Origin of the sequence: Gluconobacter cerinus (assembly GCF_002723935.1) — a bacterium.
GTDB lineage: Bacteria > Pseudomonadota > Alphaproteobacteria > Acetobacterales > Acetobacteraceae > Gluconobacter > Gluconobacter cerinus.
Window position 1 is genome coordinate 19,695 of the sequence record NZ_BEWM01000011.1, and the last position, 16,720, is coordinate 36,414.

Here is a 16,720-nt window from a genome sequence, read left to right on the forward strand (position 1 = left end):
ATGGCTACTGCAACATTCGATAATAATCAGAAGACCATAACGCTGGCGCAGGCGATTGTCATCAACGGTAGCTATCCAGTGTACGGAAATGCTTCGGGTATGCCAATCGGACTAATTCGAACCTTCGCTTTTGATAGTGCGTCGGTATCAAATACTTTGAAAAGTCAGGGGCAGATTCTTTCTATCGCTTCCAACCAGTCGCTATTTGCTCTTCTCGGAACTGTATATGGTGGTAATGCCTATGAAAATTTCGCTCTTCCGGATCTGGCAGGAAAAGTAGAAATAGGAAGCCAGAATGGCATAGGGCAGGTGACTGGTGAAAGCCAAACCACGCTGACCGAAGAGCAGTTTCCGTCATTATTGGGTGGCACCAGCCAGTCAGTGGATAACGCTCAACCCTCCCTGAGCGTCAGTTATGTTATTCGCGTGACAAGCGATCCGTCGTCACTGGGATTCGTGGGAGAAGTAGATGCTTTCGCAGGATCACCACTAGCGATCGTGGGTGGTGAGTTTCTCGCTGCAGCAGGGCAATTAGTTTCTATCGCAGAATATCCCCAGTTATTTGCGGTTATTGGCACCACTTATGGCGGAAATGGGGTGACAACATTTGCGCTACCTAATCTGACTGGGCGCAACATTATCGGGACGTCCAGTACGTTAAGACTGGGGGCGGTCGTAGGAAAGCAGGCAGTCTCACTTAGTGACGCGAATGTCCCCGTGTCTGATGGGGGTAGCGGTACGTCTTTTGACAATCGTGCTCCCGGGCTCGCACTAAATTACATTATCTGTGTTAACGGCGCTTTTCCTAATTCAGGTAGCGATAGTGGTCCCGTCATGGGCGAAATTCGTGCTTACGCGGGATCAGCAGCCTCCATTCCTCAGGGGTGGGTATTGGCGAATGGTACACTGCTGCCCATTGCTCAAAACCAAGCGCTTTTTGCCCTTTTGGGCACAACTTACGGCGGTAATGGCCTTACGAACTTTGCCCTTCCAAATCTTTCAGATACAGTTGTCGCCGGAAGTGGCGGGTCTCAGAGTTTTGGGAAGACTTACGGAAGCAACACTGCCATTCTGAGTGTATCTGATGCCGCCTGCTTTTGTCGGGGAAGCCGTATACGTACGTCCAGAGGCGATCTTCCCGTAGAAGAGATCCAGATCGGCGATCACATTGTTGCCTTTGATGACGACGTGACAAAGGGCACCATCAGGCAGGTGACGTGGGTGGGGCGATCGCGTGCTGTCGTTCGAAAGCGTCTGCCGGATGATGAAGCTGGCTATCCGGTGCGTCTGTTGAAAGGGGCGATTGCACACGACGTTCCCTACAAAGATATGCTCATTACATCAGAACATTGTCTGTTTCTTGATGGCCGGTTCGTTCCAGTACGCATGCTGGTCAATGGGCGTTCGATTTTTTTCGATAAAAGCATAGAATCTTACGATTATTATCATGTGGAGACAGAGAATCACTCTGTCATTATGGCCGATGGCGTATTAACTGAAAGCTACCTAGATACCGGTAACCGGTTTGCCTTCAAGCAGAACGGCCCGGTTGTCTCAATGAGGCAGAGCCGTAATTTAACTTGGGATGCTGCAGCGGCCCCGCTCGATGCTTCGCGTGATTTTGTTGAACCTCTGTATCGGAGCTTTCAGTCCCTGGCCGATCGCGTCGAACATGCGGGTCGGTCGCAAGCTCCGATTCTGACATACGAAGATGGGTTATGCCTTGTCACTGAAACCGGACGGCTGCTTCATCCTATCCGCAAGGTGAAAGACCGGGTCATGTTCAGGATCCCTTCTGGCGTGAGGTCTGTTCTTATTCTGTCCAATGCCAGCCGTCCTTGCGATGTGATTGGTCCTTTTGTGGATGATCGTCGTATGCTTGGTGTGCTGGTCGGTTATATTGAGCTTTTTGAATCTGATACGACGACGACGTTGGTTTCCCATTTGCAGGACGCTGACCTGTCTGGCTGGAACACTATTGAAAATGGTGCGATGCGCTGGACAAATGGAAGCGCATTGTTGCCTCTTTGTTCTCGGTCACTTGGCAGCACAGCGATCATGGCGCTTCAGGTTCACAGCGCGGGTCCATACCTAGCTTCGGATAGTTGTTCCGACCTTGTGAAACGGCAAATGGGTGATCGAAGAACCGTTGATTGATAATGTGCTGCGGCGCTGAATTTTTCCAGGAAGGAGACGCGGCACATGTTGTAGACGATATTAGCAAGACCGATCCTCATGAGCCGCTCTGAAAGAGGCGAAGACGCCCACTTCGCAACATCTATCCCCAATTAGAGGACATTTTACTTTCCCTCATAGCAGCCGGTCAGCGAATGCAGAAGGACGCGTAACTTCTAGGAACAGCTTCCATAAATACCACGATGGGCGGCACTATTTTATTCGATCTTCATCGTGGGAAGTGAAGCACCGATCTCTTGCGCAGAGAACGATACCGGATTTTGACAGGCGTTGTTAACCTGCAAGCTGAAGATATCAGGACGGGCATAATGCCCCGCCACGTCAAGGTCATATTTCCCCCGGATGACATCATCCAGATCAATATCCGCCGTAATGATGGCTTCACGATCATAGATCGGGCCTGCGATAATTTCTCCGAGCGGATTGACGATCACGCTTCCGCCACGAATGAGAACGGTTTCCGGGTTGTTACCCTGATGACAGGTATAATTTTCCGGCGCATCCGCGCGCGTCATGTACTGACAGGCACTGAGCACAAACGTCCGTCCTTCATAGGCAATATGCCGCATGGAAGCCTGCCAGATATCGCGCTCATCCACCGTAGGCGCACACCAGAGATTGATACCCCGGGCATACATACTCTGACGTAGGTCGGGCATGTAATTTTCCCAACAGATCGCAGCTCCGATGCGCCCAATCTCTGTTTCGAACACTGGAATGGTCGAACCATCTCCCTGTCCCCAGACCAGTCGTTCGGTGCCGGTCGGCATCAGCTTGCGGTGTTTGCCAAGAAGCGCCCCATCTGGCCCAAAAAAGAGCGCCGTACAATACAACGTCGCCCCATCTCGTTCGATAACCCCAACAACGAGATGGGCCTTCATCTTCGCTGCGAAAGAGCCGATCCGTGCTGTTTCTGCTCCCGGAACGTCAATGGCTGACTTCCAGTATCGAAGGTAATCCTCACGCCCTTCAGGGAAGCGGCTTCCAAGAATAGCGCCGAAACTCAGCCCTTTTGGATATCCACCGATATACGCCTCGGGAAAGACTGCGAGTTCAACCCCCTGCGCTGCAGCGGCTTCGCAATGGGCCTCCATCCGATCCAGTGTCCGGGGAGTGTCGAAAAGACTGGTTCCCGCCTGAATAACGGCGACGCGACGCTGGCTCATGTCCGGCTCTCTCATGCATGTAGTGGATTACAGGAACAGGAAGAGTGGACTTTCTCCCATTATCGGGCAAATTGATTATTTTGATAGTCAAAATCATTATGGTCGATATTTCACGTCTTGATTTCAATCTGACGACTACTTTTCTGGCACTCTGGGAAGAACGCAGCGTCTCCCGAGCAGCAAAACGATTATCACTGAGCCAGTCAGCCGTCAGTGCGTCTTTGGGCCGCCTGCGGGAAGCGGCGGATGATCCTTTGTTCGTCCGCACCCGTGGGGGTATGCAGCCAACACTTCGGGCAATCGCCATGGCGGAACCGCTTCAGGGCGGGGTCGCTCTGATCCAGAACGCATTCTCGACTGTTACTGCCTTTGATCCCGCAACCAGCCGACAACATTTTTCCATAGGGATGTCTGACGATTTCCAGATTGCAATTGGGCCGCTGATAACAAGGCGGCTGGCAGAAGAAGCGCCCCGTGTTTCAGTGACATTCAGGCAGGCTAACACACACCGCGTGGAGGCCCTTTTTGAAGCGGGCGAAATCGACTTTGCCGTTGTCGCACAGCCGAATGTGCGCTCCGGATTGCAGCGGCAGGAGATCGGGCGGTCCGGTTATGCCTGCCTACTTGATCAAGTCGCCTGCGACCTTACACTTCCTCTAACACTGGAAAATTATCTGTCTCTGCCACATCTTCTGGTCTCATTTTCAGGCCGCGAGGGCATTGTAGATCAAGCCTTGAAAGATCTTGGTCACTCACGGCGGGTGCAATCGGCGCTGACACATTTCTCTGCACTACCGCCCTTCCTGGTCGGGACGCGCGCCGTTGCCACACTACCTGTTCATGCCGCCCAAAGTCTTGCTGCTGTTTCAGGCCTTACTGTCTGCGCGGCACCCATTGATTTGGGAGACTATTCTGTATCGATCCTCTGGCAGAGAACGGCCGATAATCTCTGGATGCGCCAGATGATGAGCGATGCCTTCCTGGCGATTTCACCGGACTTAGAGGCAATCTATTCGGGTTAATCTCGCATCGTGAATGTCCGATATCGGACAACAATAAACTGATTGTGTTGAAAAAGTCAGGTTGAGATGTTCGCTCAGGATTTCGTATGCAATTGGGAATGAAAAATCCCCATAATTACAGCGCTCTATACGTTGTGATATCGAACCTAAATGTTGAGTAGAAGCTCGAGCGGGACTTTTTCAACACAATCAACTGATAGCCGACCTTCCACTTACCCCCCCCACAGCAAACAGAGAGCGCAGCTTAGCCCGTTCCAGTCTCATCAAGCGTTACCCCAATGCGATAAGGCCCTTCAAAAAAGTCCCCGAGCGCCAACCGTCGTCGGAACGTAAGCCGCCGTTGAGCCAGATGATATACGCGATCATGCAGCAGGTGGCAGCGCTGGCACAGCGCCCGAAGATTGCGCAACCGGTTGACCGTGGGGTCGTGGTTCAGATGCGCAGCGGCCAAAACCACCTTGGTCTGCCGGGTTTGAAGCAAAGCGATCAAATCCGGAGGCGCGACAGGTCGTCCCCTTCCATTAAACCAATGCCCCGTCTCCGGATGCTTCCAACGTCCCCCGGGAAGGACCTGCAGGATTTGTCCATGGGGTCGGCCACACCGCTGGCACATTCCCCCGGCTCGCTCGAACCGCACCTGTCGGCTCAACTCGGGCCAGTTGGGAGGATAAAGCGCTTTCAGTTCCTGTCTGATCGGCATTCCAGTCCTTTAGCACAAAAACAACGTTTAAAGACGACGTCTTCCGGAGCCTGGCCGCCAAAAGATCCACCCCGAGCATATCGCAAACCCTGGCGGAAAACGGAGAACCGGCCCTATGTTCTCGACCATGACGTCTTCTGTCCCCGATCCCGTCCGTCTCGCTGAAGCCCTCCTCTTCCAGAGCAGCGGTCCTGTGTCCCGAATAATGCTGGCGCGGGCTCTGGGAGACGACGTAGAAATCGCCCAGATCCTGAACCAAGTGGCCAGACGCACCGAGGGGCTAGGGTTTGAGTTGGTCGCGGCCGGAGACGGCTGGATGTTCCGCACCGCCCCCGACCTGGCGGAAGCCCTGAGGGCGGTATTGGAGCGACCGCCAGAACGCCTGCCCCGGGCCGTGCTAGAAGTGCTCCTGCTGATCGCTGCGCGTCAGCCGATCACCCGACCCGAAATCGAAAGCTTCCGGGATGCCGCCCTTTCGCAGAAGACCTTGGCCCTTCTGCAGAAAAAGGATCTTATTCGCAGCCTCGGTCGCAAGCCAGTGCCAGGCCAGCCGCAGCTTTGGGGGACGACCGAGACCTTCCTCGTGACCTACGGCCTGAGGTCCCTGGCGGAGCTGGATCCGCTGCTGGAAGGCCTCAGAGGGCCGCTTTAGGCCCTTTTGGGCTCGTTCTAAGGAAATTCTAGGACTGCTTTTTGTCATCATAACACGTGGTAATGTTCTCTTACCGCGCGTTAGATCAAGGTTGCCTTAATTGGTGTCTTACGGCAGACTCATTGGATATTTCAGAGGGAAGATCACCGGCATGACAGTCCCGACAGATCCCGCAGAGCATCTCTCCGAAGCGCCCTCCCCTACTCTGCAGAGTGCCTTGGACGCAGCAAAAAACAGCGCCCGGACTGCGGCCTACGCACCCGAAACCCTGCGAGCGTATGCCCATGACTGGCAGGCCTTCTGTCACTGGTGCGACGAACACGGAACGTCCCCTCTTCCGGCCGCTCCTCCCGTCGTTGCGGCCTGGCTGCACAGTCTGGCACCACGTTTCAGCCGCTCGGCGCTCAACCGTCGCCTGGCGGCCGTCGGCTATCAGCATCGCATGCGGGGGTTGGAGTGGAGCTCCGGCCATGCGGCCATCCGCACCACCCTCCGCGCGGCAGGGCGTGTGTATGGCGCGCCGCAGAAACAGGCCGCTGCCCTCACCTCCCAGGAACTCCGCAAGCTCGTCGCACCCGAGCATAGCAAAACCGTCGAAGCCTTGGCGGATCTGCGCGACCGGGCCCTTCTGCTGATCGGCTTTGCCGGGGCGCTGCGCCGTTCGGAACTGGTTGCTCTGACGACGGAGACCGTCCGGATCGTGGGGACCGGCGTGAAGCTCCATATCGCCCGCAGCAAGACTGACCCCGAACATCGCGGCGAAGAGGTGTTTCTTCCCCGCGGCAAGCATCGCGAAACCTGCCCGGTTTTGGCTCTCGAGCGCTGGCTGAAGAAAGCCGAGATTACGGATGGTCCCCTCTTCCGGTCGATCAACCGCTGGGAGCAGGTGGGACGCGAGGCCCTGCATCCGGATGCCGTCCGGCAGATCCTGCTGCGCCGTGCCAGGGTGGCCGGACTTAAGGTGCCTTCCGGGGAACGCCTCAGCCCGCATGGGCTGCGTGCGGGCTTTGTCACCGAGGCCTTCCGGGCCAATGCCCGGGACGAGCAGATCATGGCACACACCCGCCACCGGGACCTGCGCAGCATGCGCCGCTATGTCCGTCGGGCCCGTCTGGATCTGGACTCTCCCGCCCATCTTCTGGACCTGTAGCCCATGCCACAGACGACGGCTGAAATCATCGCGGACCTTGATGCGACAGTCGCGCGCCTGGAAGCCTATCGTCTGGAACTGGAAGCGCGCCCCGTTGCTCACGGGTATCTCGAACCGGGCCCCAGTAACGACGATGAGCCGGGGGTCGGCTTTCGTCTCCCCACTCGTCCAGCGCTCACCCGCCACACCCCAAGGCCACTGGCAAGCGGCACAGGGTTTTCAATCGCCGGGTCAGAGCCGTTAGAGCCGTTAGAGCCGAAGACCCCTCTTTCTCGTCCGCTATTCAATCCTCAACCGGACTGGCTGGCACATGTCTTGACCGTCACAGGGTCAGAAGCCGTACTGGCCCGGTTCCAGGCAGCAGCAGCGGGGACTGGCCGTCTATCGTGGGGGCCGGATGTCACCAGCCGCGAAGATCTGAGCCGGTCCTTTCCCGTTGGGGACGCCCGGACAGCCGCTTTGATCGGCCAGATTGTCCAGAGCCATACGGTCCTTCTCGAACGGGAGGCAGGATCGGGCTCAGTTCCGTTTGACCTTAATGCCCTTTGTCCTATGCCTCTGAATCTTCTCTCCCTCGGCCCCGCTTCCTCCATGACACAAGCGTGGCTGTGGGAGCACTGGGGAACGTCGCGGCCACTGCAGCAGGTCGACGTCATGGACGGGCATCCGAAAAAGCATACCAACCGCTGGAGTGTTTCGTTCTGGTCGGCGGACTGGACGCCCTGGGCGGCTCTTCAAACCATTGCGACCCGATGGCCCGACCTCACCTTTGCCATACGCCCGCTTTACGATGTCTGAGGGACTGCTTTTGGAAGTTGGTGCCTGGCAGGGCCCGCTGGAGGCGCTCCTGCAGGCGGTCCGTCGTCGTGCGATAGATCTTGGGACGCTTCCGCTGAGAGAACTGATCGAACAGTTTTTGATCTGCGTGGAAGAGGGGCTTAAAAACCGTCCCCTCGAACAGACTGCGAACGATCTTGTTCTGGCAGCAACCCTTCTTCAAATGCGCTCGGCTCTTCTGCTTCGGGAAGATACTGAAGAGCACCTTGCCGCCCACTCGGCAGCCGAGCAGCTCCAACGCGTCCTGCTTCGAAAGGACACGCTTTTGCAAGCCGTGGAGTGCTTTGAAACTCGGCCTGTGCTGGGCGAAAGTGTTTTTGGACGCGGGAAACTGCCCCCCTCGCCTTCTGCTGCTGAGACAGCGTCTTCAATCCTCACCCAAGATCTACTGGACGCGCTTTTGTCAGCATCTCGTCGGAGGGCAAAGCTGCGGCCCCCAGAGAGTATCTTCCAGCCTTCTTTAGTACCGCGTGTTTCTGTTCAGGACGCTTTGGCATGGTGGCAGCGGAAAGTTCGGGACTATCCGGAGAGCACGTGGGACCTCGTCGAAGGCGTGATTCATTTTTCTCTTGGCGCGAGCCCTCAAAACCTAATGCAGCGCAAGGCCACGTGGGCTGCTCATCTTTCGGCCGTTTTGGAACTTGAAAAACGAGGAGAATTATATCTTAGACAGTTGCACCTGCCACGAACATTTGCAGTTGATCGTCCCTGACCAGCTATCCCGGTAAGCTTACTGTCGCAATCAGCGGATTCAGAATTATCTTCGATATCTCACTGAAGTTAAGGCTAATTTTATCCTACATTTAGAAATTAGGCCATTAGAATCAATATGTTTGGTTCTCTATTCAAACGGTACGATGAGAAATTTTTGCACCGCCTAACGGCCAGCTTATTGTGCCATTCAGTTGTTTGGACTCTTCTCGCTCTATCCCCCTCGCTGTCCGCATCATCCTCTTTCACATCTTTTGGACTCTTCTCGCACCCTCTTGGACTTTCCTCGCTCATTGCAGACAGCCGTAATCCACAGCGATTTGAATTTAAAACAGTTATCCCTTGGGGTCTCCTCGCTCATTTCTTGGGCTTTGCTCGCTACAATGGTGGTTATCCCTTGGACTCTGGTCGCGCATATCTAATAGATATATCTAATAATCTTCCTAGAGCGCGCGAGCAGAGTCCAAACCGCGGCGAGTGGAGTCCAAGGGAGTTCTGTGGAAAAATCGCCGCGAGCAAAGTCCAAATTGACACCCGATCGCCGGCCATGGAAAGTCACGTTCATGGGTGAAATACACAACCTTCTTGAACGCCATGGACTCCATGAAGCTCGGCGACAGGCGTCTCTCGATGGGCAGCTAAGCCGTGTATGTGTCGATGCTGCTCATGAAGTATTAAGTGATGAAGCTTTACAAATTGGCATCACTCATTCGGGCTTTGCGATGGCTGCTCTGCCTCATAAAAAGACTGAAGAGACCGTATGGGAACGTGAAGGCGGAGGAATCAAACTTCTTATTGAAAGCGGCTTAAACGACGACAAAACTCCCGTGGGTATTCCATACGGCTCAATGGCTCGTATGATTCTCCTCTATTTACAAACTCAAGCAGTAAAAACACAATCCCGTGAAGTCGAGCTTGGCTCTTCGATGAATGCTTGGCTTAAAGTAATGGGAATTACTGTTGGTGGGAAAACTTATAATTCCGTAAGAGACCAAGCAAAAAGAATCAGTCAGTGCAGACTAACATTTTTTCGCGTCCACAATGGAGCAAAAATGGTTAGTAACGGAGCATTTGTACGGGATGCAATCTTTCCAATTCAGGAAGATGAAAATCAACCTTCGTTTTGGAGAGAAGTTGTTCGTTTAGACGAAAGTTTTTACGAAAGCTTGATTGACCACCCTCTGCCACTTCGGGAAGTAGCAATTCGTCAAATATCCGGAAAATCAAAAGCGATAGATACATATATTTGGTTAGCTTACAGGCTACATATACTCAAAGAACCAGTATCTATCTCGTGGTATGCTTTCAAAGGACAGTTTGGACCAGAATATGCGCGTATGCGTGACTTCAAACGTGATATTACAGGCCCACTAAAACTAGCCCTCTCTGTTTATCCAGAAGCACACGTAGATGTTGATATGGAAAAAGGGTTGATACTATATCCCTCCCCTCCTCCAGTACCAGAGAGACGTATACTAGGGCGTTAAATATATACCTATTGATTCGAAAAATAAAGATAAGGCCAAATATTGATTGTTAGGCGAAACAATAAGCAATTTGAATAATGCCTATATCGCTTTAGATATCATCTGGAAAATTATCGCTTGCCCAGGCAATAAAGCTATCAGAACGAATGAGCGGGACATAAAGGCCCCAATAGCTCTTCGCATTACAAGCGATGTAAGAAAGCTGATCCTGATAACAATCAGAAAGTTTTCGCAAAGAATCGCTCTTACTGAGATCAAGTAGAAGAGTTTTTGCGTTTAAAAGATGTTCCTTCAGGTGCGTCCGGTCACTCAGTTCAAAATCACAAGCGATCAGGAATTTGGCGAGATCGCCATACAGGCTCTCAATGTTTGCCAGCCAAACTATCTGTAAACGTCCGCTTTCGAGAAGCATGTAGCCTGCATCTAACCGGCCGGAAGTGGGCGACTGCTGCCTGTCCGCTCCGTGATGCAGGAGCAGACAGGCAGATCAGGCGGGTGAGCAGAATGTCGGCTGTTGGGCGGTAAGACTGGAAAATCGGTCATTCGTGCAATCGACTGTCACGACACGAATGGGCGTCTCCTGAAGATCAACCTGACAACCTACTTCGTCGGGCGAGAGCTGTCCGTCTCATAAGACCCCGCATATATGCACTCGTCATGCCAGCGATAGGTTCATGGTCAGTGCCTGAGGGACGGAGCAGAAACTGCGGCCAGCGCGAGGCTGAAGCACTCCCTCTTTTTGGAGGAAATTGCTTCAGACCGCTTCTGTTCTCTCACTTTACCTTCGTAAAGGCATCGCGTAGGAAATGAGCCGCTTGGGCGACTGCGGCGGTGGCCGCCGGCGTCTTGGCAAGCGCATTGAGCATAACGAAATCGTGGATCGTCGCGTTATAGCGGGTCGTTATGACCGGCACGCCAGCTTCGACCAGGCGTCGGGCGTAGGCCTCGCCCTCGTCACGCAGGACATCGTTTTCATCTGTGATGACCAGCGCTGGCGCCTGCCCGTGCAGGATGGAGTCCGGCGTGTTCAGCGGCGAGACATGCGGCTGGGCGCGGTCCGTGCCGGCAGGCAGATACTGGTTCCAGAAATAATCCATGGCTTTCGCTGTCAGCCAGGGGCCACTGGCGAACTCGCGATAGGATCCGTCATTCATTGCGGCATCGGTCACCGGATAGAACAGGAGCTGGGCTACGGGCCTGGGTCCATGCCGCTCCGCAACGAGGGCGGAGACGACAGCAACCATATTACCGCCGACGCTGTCTCCGGCGATGGCAATGCGGGATGGATCGATCCCGAATTCGACCGGATGACGAGCGACATACTCCAGAACCGCATAATCCTGCTCGATCGCAGTTGGATAACGCGCCTCGGGCGAGCGTTCGTAATCGACGAAGATCACCACCGCACCGCTGCCCGCCGCTAGATCGCGCACGAGGCGGTCATGGCTGGCCGGGCCGCCCATCACCCAACCGGCACCATGATAATAGACGATGGCCGGCGCATGGTTCGGGGCGTCGAACGGGCGATAGATCCGGATGCGTGTGCTGCCGGTCGGGCCAACGGGGAGCACGCGGTCGGTGATCCGGGCAGAGGGAGCGGTGACCTTCACCGATGCCTGCGCGCCGTCCAGCAGCGCACGGGCATCGTGCGGGGACAGCGAGGGGATGGCCGGGACATGGGCGGTGGCGAGGTCGTTGAGGAAATGCTGGGTCGTGGGCTCCAGCACGGGCGCGGCGAGCGCGGGCGCGGCGGCAATAGCGGTAGCCAAGGCGATGACTGTGGAGAGGCGCTTCATGATGGAAAACTCCGTATCGATCAGGCTGCGATCGGCCTGTGAAGCACAACATATCGTGCACGATATTATCGTGCAACATGATAAATTGCATGACTCCTATGCATTAACATCGCCCAAGATTTGATATTACGCGATATAATGGCCCTACTTATGGAGGACGATATGAACGAAGACCCATCCACACCTGATCTGTCGAATTTCGTGTGCTTCTCGCTGTATGCCGCGAGCCACGCCTTCAATCGGCTGTACCAACCGCTGCTCGAGCCGCTCGGTCTCACCTATCCGCAATATCTAGTAATGACCGTCCTGTGGAGCAGTGACGGCAGACTTGTCGGCGAAATCGGATCACAACTCGATCTGGTTAGCTCCACCCTGACCCCGTTGCTCAAGCGGCTGGAGGGCGCTGGCCTTGTGGAGCGCACCCGCGACCAGAAGGACGAACGACAGGTGCGCGTTCATCTGACCGAGGCCGGTCGGGCCCTGCGCGTTCAGGCCGAGACGATTCCGGCTTGTGTGTTAACGGCGACCGGGCTGTCGATCACCGAATTGCGGGACTTGCGTAATCGGGTCGACCGGCTGCGCCAAGCCGTTAGCTCTCCGCGTGCTCCGGGCTGCAATTCCGACGATCATTGAGCCTGTCACCCATTGATAACCTTTTCCAGGGAGACTGGTCTTGAGTTCCCCCTACGCCCTACAGAGACAAACGGGGTGATCGCACTTGGCTGCTGGCACATACCGCGCATTTTAGGCGGGATGCTCGTGATGTTGGTCGTGATCGACAACAGCCTATCCTCGCAAGCCATGAACACGTCCGTTTCAGAGAAGCGAAGAGCGACGCTCTGGCTTCTGACATGCGGGCGTAAGCGGACCTGCTGCTTACGCCTCATGCCGGGCATACAGGCGGCTACATTGCTTTCCACATAGCGGACATAATTTGAACGCACCATTTTCTGCCAAAACCTAGTCAAAACGCTTTTTGAGTCAGGCTCTGAAAGAGCAAACCAGACTGCAATGAGGTGAAACGCCTAAAGGCGATAATTGCGTAATGTATCGAATCATCTAATAGTATCCAGTATAAAACGAGGTGATATCTAATGTCATTAACCGACGCTCTTAAGACTGAATATTTAAAAATTCTTTCTGGATACGATATTAATTTCTTTGACCGCACCACAGTGGGGGAGGGTATCGCGGGATACTCCGATATCTTTCTTCCGGGTGCTCCTTCTGAATGGAAGTCTGGCCGAAGAGTTATGATCGTCGGACGCGAAACGCGGGGGTGGAAACGACCAGCGTCCACCGGCTCTTATGATACGCTTGAGCGCCACATCGATGCGATGGTTGAGTGTCATACGAATTTCTCGGCGCGCCATGGCAGCAAAAACAAGCAGAACCGAGGAGAAACTTTCTGGAACTTCATGCGGTCTGTAGGAGATATCGTTGGCGATGGGAACGTAGCCTGGTGCAACCTGTTTTGCATGGATTTCAAAGACAAAATGCCACAGCCAGGGCAGCCGTATTATGACACGGTCAAATCCCTGTCCGCGCAGCTACTGAAAGCTGAGATTAACGTTCTCCAGCCCGATGTTATCATCTTTGCCAATGGGGGGGCATCTGTACTTGTCCGGCGAGAGTTTTTCCCCCTCTCCGGCCCAGAAAGTGTGTGCACTGACTGGCGACCAGTTGGAAAGTTTGACAAGACAAAGCTAGAACGTTTCACTCTATATGGCTCAATCGACTGTTATCGAATCAATCACCCTTCCTCGATAAGCCGGGAAAACCGTGCAGCCCGAACGCTTTTTCTAGAGCATTTGCGCTCTACCTTTGCGGCTTCCGTGTAACGTTCAGCCATCAGACAGTGAACCGCCCGAAGATTGGCAGCGACCAATCTTCGCACAGCATGGTGCTATGTCCGTTAATAGGAAGCGCGTACTGCTTCACCCACGTTTGACAAGAGAGCGTAAGTGGATCTTCTGCTTACGCCTCATTCCGGCCATATAACCTCATTGTTCTGGTGTCCACATTCAAAAATTGAAGCGGCACCGTATTTCCTGAAAACATATCTTAATAAATCTTCAAAAGAACTATGTTAACTTATTGTTTATTAAAAATATTGCTAATCAATAATCAACCCTATCTATTCTAACTTTATCTCTCCACATCTCTAAATAAACAGACCCGTAATTTTCAACAAACCATTTATTTTCTTTTATTATTTTCATAATTATATCCGCAAATTTGTCATGATATTCAATCCATTCCTCAGATTCCTTTCTATCTATGAAAAAATCTTGAGAAAAATTATCAATTATATTTTTATATCTTTGCAAAGTTGGTGGATGAGTGTTTATATCCTGGAAAGAAGAATCAATTGAATTCATTACTTTTTCAAAAGAATATAGCGCCAAAAAAAAGTGTATAGAACCATGTATTAATTCGTTTTTCTTTTGGGTATCCGTTACAGCATTAATGGATTCTAGGTCTGCCTCAAATTCATTTTTCCATGCATGATTATAAATACTTATATGTTCCTCTATTTCTCCCCTACTTCGAGATATTCTTACGGTGTCAGAAAATTCATGTGCGAGCCTGTGGTGCGCATATTCATGTCCAATGATAAATTGTATTTGCGCTTCTGTCATTTCTTTTATTGCACAATCAATTTCCTTTGGAACAATTCCGCGTGGATCAAGTTCAAAATCCATGGATTCTTTTTCCAACATTACTCTGATAGCGATGAGCGCTGCTTGTATCCGAATTTCTATAGGGATATCAAAAGAAGTCATGCTTAATGAAAAATAATAAATGAAGTATCTGAGAGCTTCAGATATTATTATGATATTGCCAAATTCTGTTTTCATGCACTGAGCTTCTGGAATTACGTCAAGAATATATCCAGAAGGAATATCCTCTACTATCATTTTGTCAATTTCATCAAGATACGACATATATATTTGAAAATCTTTTTTGAACGGATCATCGAGCATAGATTTTCCAGATTTTCGCACACGATTTAATCCAACCCTGTATAATCTTGTATGATCTGTGATAATATCAGCCCTCATCCTCAATAATAAATCGTAAGAATTTTTTGGATTTAGAACTTTATCTCTCTCTTCTATGTCTTTGCAAGCCATTGTCAAAAACAATTCTCTAGGATCCATATTTTCGTCTATAAAATTTTCATAATTAGGACTCATTCTCACGTCTCCAGCAGTTTTTTTTGGGCGAAGAAATTTATATATGCCTTATGATTATTATAATGTGAATACTCTCACTGTCTTCTGTAGATATAGAAACTGATACAGTGATAACCTCACTACGATATGATCATTTAAAATTATTTCCTGAGAAAACAAAAAGACTGCGAGATAATATCTTCTTTATCGTGATTTCCCGATAGCTGACATTCCGTTCCCCTCCCATCGCTGCCAGCAGGTAGCTCACTGTGAGGGCATCCGGAGAAAAGAAATAATGGAGCCCTCCTGAGACAAGTCGTTGCTGAAGCATAATGTCTCTTCCGAGACAGGATCCTTGTCGTACCATTGATACGTCACTTCTCAGTCGCACAATGCAGGCCGACTATCCTCCTGTCACCAAACAGGAGAACCAGGAATGACTGATACAGAGACCGGTGAGCAGCGTGTGCTGGAGATTACGGTATACGGTGTCGTGCTCCACGTTCTGCTCGATAACGTAGACGCCGTGATGGAGGCTGAGCCTGAAGAAGACATGCCAGAGAATTTGTTAGCTCTGCTGTCTCTCCGGAACCAGCCGTTCATGATTCATGCGGTGCTGGACAATTATATTCTGAGCAGGCTCGGGAAAGAGTTTGGCGCGCTCGTCAGCGCGAACGAGGTGCTCTCGATCGCAGAGGAAAATGATCCGTATTTTGGTACGTTGCTCGCCGCCGCTGTCGGTTCAGACATCATCACGCATCCTGATCCGTCCGCTACACCCTACTCGAACGCCCGGGTCTCAGTCGTGAACGTTGAAGCATCGGAACTTCGGCACGAATGATTTGCGGAACAGCATGAGGGCTGAGCTGGGGGAACACGGTATGACTGATGAGAAAGCAATCAGGAGATATGAGAAGTGAATTTTGCTCGTGTCATTATGATCCGTCGAGAGCGCCAGCGCCAGCGGAGAGAGGGCGCCGCCGCAAAAGAAAGGCTCTCGGTGTCGCCACTGCTTCGGAACACTTTTGCCGCTGACAAACAGCTTCAGCGCGGCTGGAAAGCAGAAGGACTACCGATCTGGAGGCGCCTGCTTCGGGCATTTTTAATTCAAGGATGACGGCCATGACTGACAAGTAATCGACGGAAAGGACCAAATTATGAACGTAGAGATGGCCCATGACGATTGGATGCACAGATGGTTTAACCTGCTTGACGGAGGCCTTGGTTATTTCTGGTGTGGATGTTTAGCGCTAGTTGCCCTTTGGCTTGGCTTTGTGTGGTGCCGGCCGAACATTCAAAGGCTCCAGCGTAGAGACTATGACTGACAAACCGACGACCAGTTCGATGTCGGAGAACAACCTGGTTGAGTTTCGATCTGAATGTAAAGCCCGTGGTTTTATGGACAGCCGTTCCACGGCCGCTCGTGTCATGATGGACAGCCCTGCAGGCTGACCACAGGGCGCGGCTCTGCCCACAACGCCACAGGTTCAACACCAACAGCAATGTCTTCATTCTTAAAATAAAATCGGCCGAACCGGCGTTGTCCCCTATCGAAAGTCCCGTGCTTTCAACAGCTCCGATCCCTGAAGCAATGGCGTTCTATCTTCCAGGCTGAGCACAACGATATGGATCACCTCGCCTTCCTTCTGTAGCCGCCCCTTGCAGGCCAGAAGACGGGAGGCGAGAAGAGGACGGCGGAATTTCTCCTGCAAATCCTTCCAGACAATCAGATTGGCCGTACCGGTTTCGTCTTCGATCGTGACGAACATGGTGCCATTCGCCGTCCCTGGCCTCTGCCGCATCAACACCAGTCCGGTGAGCTGG

Annotated in this window: 16 protein-coding genes; 10 read left to right on the top strand and 6 right to left on the bottom strand. The window is 52.5% G+C overall.

The window, feature by feature from the left end; translation table 11 throughout:
- Window positions 1-2,157, top strand: a complete 2,157-nt coding sequence (locus tag GCE01_RS15320; protein ID WP_099213536.1) for a tail fiber protein — start codon at window positions 1-3, stop codon at window positions 2,155-2,157.
- Between the two features lie 236 nt (window positions 2,158-2,393).
- Here the strand turns inward: GCE01_RS15320 and GCE01_RS15325 are convergent, their stop codons facing one another.
- Window positions 2,394-3,362: a carbon-nitrogen hydrolase family protein gene (locus tag GCE01_RS15325; protein WP_099213537.1), complete on the bottom strand. Its 969-nt coding sequence runs from the start codon at window positions 3,360-3,362 to the stop codon at window positions 2,394-2,396.
- Window positions 3,363-3,460: 98 nt separating this feature from the next.
- Here GCE01_RS15325 and GCE01_RS15330 point away from each other — a divergent pair, with 98 nt between their 5' ends.
- Window positions 3,461-4,384, top strand: a complete 924-nt coding sequence (locus GCE01_RS15330; RefSeq protein WP_099213552.1) for a LysR family transcriptional regulator — start codon at window positions 3,461-3,463, stop codon at window positions 4,382-4,384.
- 244 nt (window positions 4,385-4,628) lie between these two features.
- Here GCE01_RS15330 and GCE01_RS15335 read toward each other — a convergent pair whose 3' ends face one another.
- Window positions 4,629-5,084, bottom strand: coding sequence for a hypothetical protein (locus tag GCE01_RS15335; RefSeq protein ID WP_099213538.1), 456 nt, complete (start codon window positions 5,082-5,084; stop codon window positions 4,629-4,631).
- Between the two features lie 115 nt (window positions 5,085-5,199).
- Between GCE01_RS15335 and scpB the strand changes: the two genes are divergently transcribed.
- From scpB to GCE01_RS15360, 5 genes are all read left to right on the top strand, one after another.
- Window positions 5,200-5,736 (top strand): SMC-Scp complex subunit ScpB, encoded by a 537-nt coding sequence (gene scpB, locus GCE01_RS15340; RefSeq protein ID WP_099213539.1) that lies wholly within the window; start codon window positions 5,200-5,202, stop codon window positions 5,734-5,736.
- Between the two features lie 151 nt (window positions 5,737-5,887).
- Window positions 5,888-6,886: a site-specific integrase gene (locus GCE01_RS15345; protein WP_099213540.1), complete on the top strand. Its 999-nt coding sequence runs from the start codon at window positions 5,888-5,890 to the stop codon at window positions 6,884-6,886.
- Between the two features lie 3 nt (window positions 6,887-6,889).
- Window positions 6,890-7,684: a hypothetical protein gene (locus tag GCE01_RS15350; protein WP_099213541.1), complete on the top strand. Its 795-nt coding sequence runs from the start codon at window positions 6,890-6,892 to the stop codon at window positions 7,682-7,684.
- On the top strand, window positions 7,677-8,435 hold the full coding sequence (locus tag GCE01_RS15355) for a segregation and condensation protein A (protein ID WP_099213542.1): 759 nt from the start codon (window positions 7,677-7,679) through the stop codon (window positions 8,433-8,435). The genes GCE01_RS15350 and GCE01_RS15355 overlap by 8 nt, the downstream gene beginning before the upstream one ends.
- Before the next feature lie 562 nt (window positions 8,436-8,997).
- Window positions 8,998-9,921 carry a replication protein RepA gene (locus GCE01_RS15360; RefSeq protein ID WP_016738647.1) on the top strand — a complete coding sequence of 308 codons (924 nt, stop codon included), beginning with the start codon at window positions 8,998-9,000 and terminating at the stop codon, window positions 9,919-9,921.
- A gap of 91 nt (window positions 9,922-10,012) precedes the next feature.
- On the opposite strand, the gene GCE01_RS15365 is transcribed toward GCE01_RS15360, so the two are convergent.
- Together GCE01_RS15365 and GCE01_RS15370 are read right to left on the bottom strand one after the other, a co-directional pair.
- Window positions 10,013-10,333 carry an aromatic-ring hydroxylase C-terminal domain-containing protein gene (locus GCE01_RS15365; protein ID WP_099213543.1) on the bottom strand — a complete coding sequence of 107 codons (321 nt, stop codon included), beginning with the start codon at window positions 10,331-10,333 and terminating at the stop codon, window positions 10,013-10,015.
- 361 nt (window positions 10,334-10,694) lie between these two features.
- Window positions 10,695-11,717, bottom strand: coding sequence for an alpha/beta hydrolase (locus GCE01_RS15370; protein WP_062502494.1), 1,023 nt, complete (start codon window positions 11,715-11,717; stop codon window positions 10,695-10,697).
- 162 nt (window positions 11,718-11,879) lie between these two features.
- On the opposite strand from GCE01_RS15370, the gene GCE01_RS15375 reads away from it, so the two are divergent.
- Window positions 11,880-12,350, top strand: coding sequence for a MarR family winged helix-turn-helix transcriptional regulator (locus tag GCE01_RS15375; RefSeq protein ID WP_029495916.1), 471 nt, complete (start codon window positions 11,880-11,882; stop codon window positions 12,348-12,350).
- Window positions 12,351-12,811: 461 nt separating this feature from the next.
- Complete coding sequence (locus GCE01_RS15385; protein ID WP_099213545.1) at window positions 12,812-13,558, top strand: hypothetical protein; 747 nt, start codon at window positions 12,812-12,814, stop codon at window positions 13,556-13,558.
- A gap of 279 nt (window positions 13,559-13,837) precedes the next feature.
- Here the strand turns inward: GCE01_RS15385 and GCE01_RS15390 are convergent, their stop codons facing one another.
- Window positions 13,838-14,917 (bottom strand): M48 family metalloprotease, encoded by a 1,080-nt coding sequence (locus tag GCE01_RS15390; protein ID WP_099213546.1) that lies wholly within the window; start codon window positions 14,915-14,917, stop codon window positions 13,838-13,840.
- A 415-nt stretch (window positions 14,918-15,332) separates the two neighbouring features.
- On the opposite strand from GCE01_RS15390, the gene GCE01_RS15400 reads away from it, so the two are divergent.
- Entirely contained in the window at window positions 15,333-15,737 is a 405-nt protein-coding gene (locus GCE01_RS15400; protein ID WP_244591269.1) for a hypothetical protein, read from the top strand.
- A 706-nt stretch (window positions 15,738-16,443) separates the two neighbouring features.
- Here GCE01_RS15400 and GCE01_RS16735 read toward each other — a convergent pair.
- Window positions 16,444-16,720: OB-fold nucleic acid binding domain-containing protein (locus tag GCE01_RS16735; RefSeq protein WP_244591270.1), on the bottom strand; the 277-nt coding region annotated here is incomplete at its 5' end.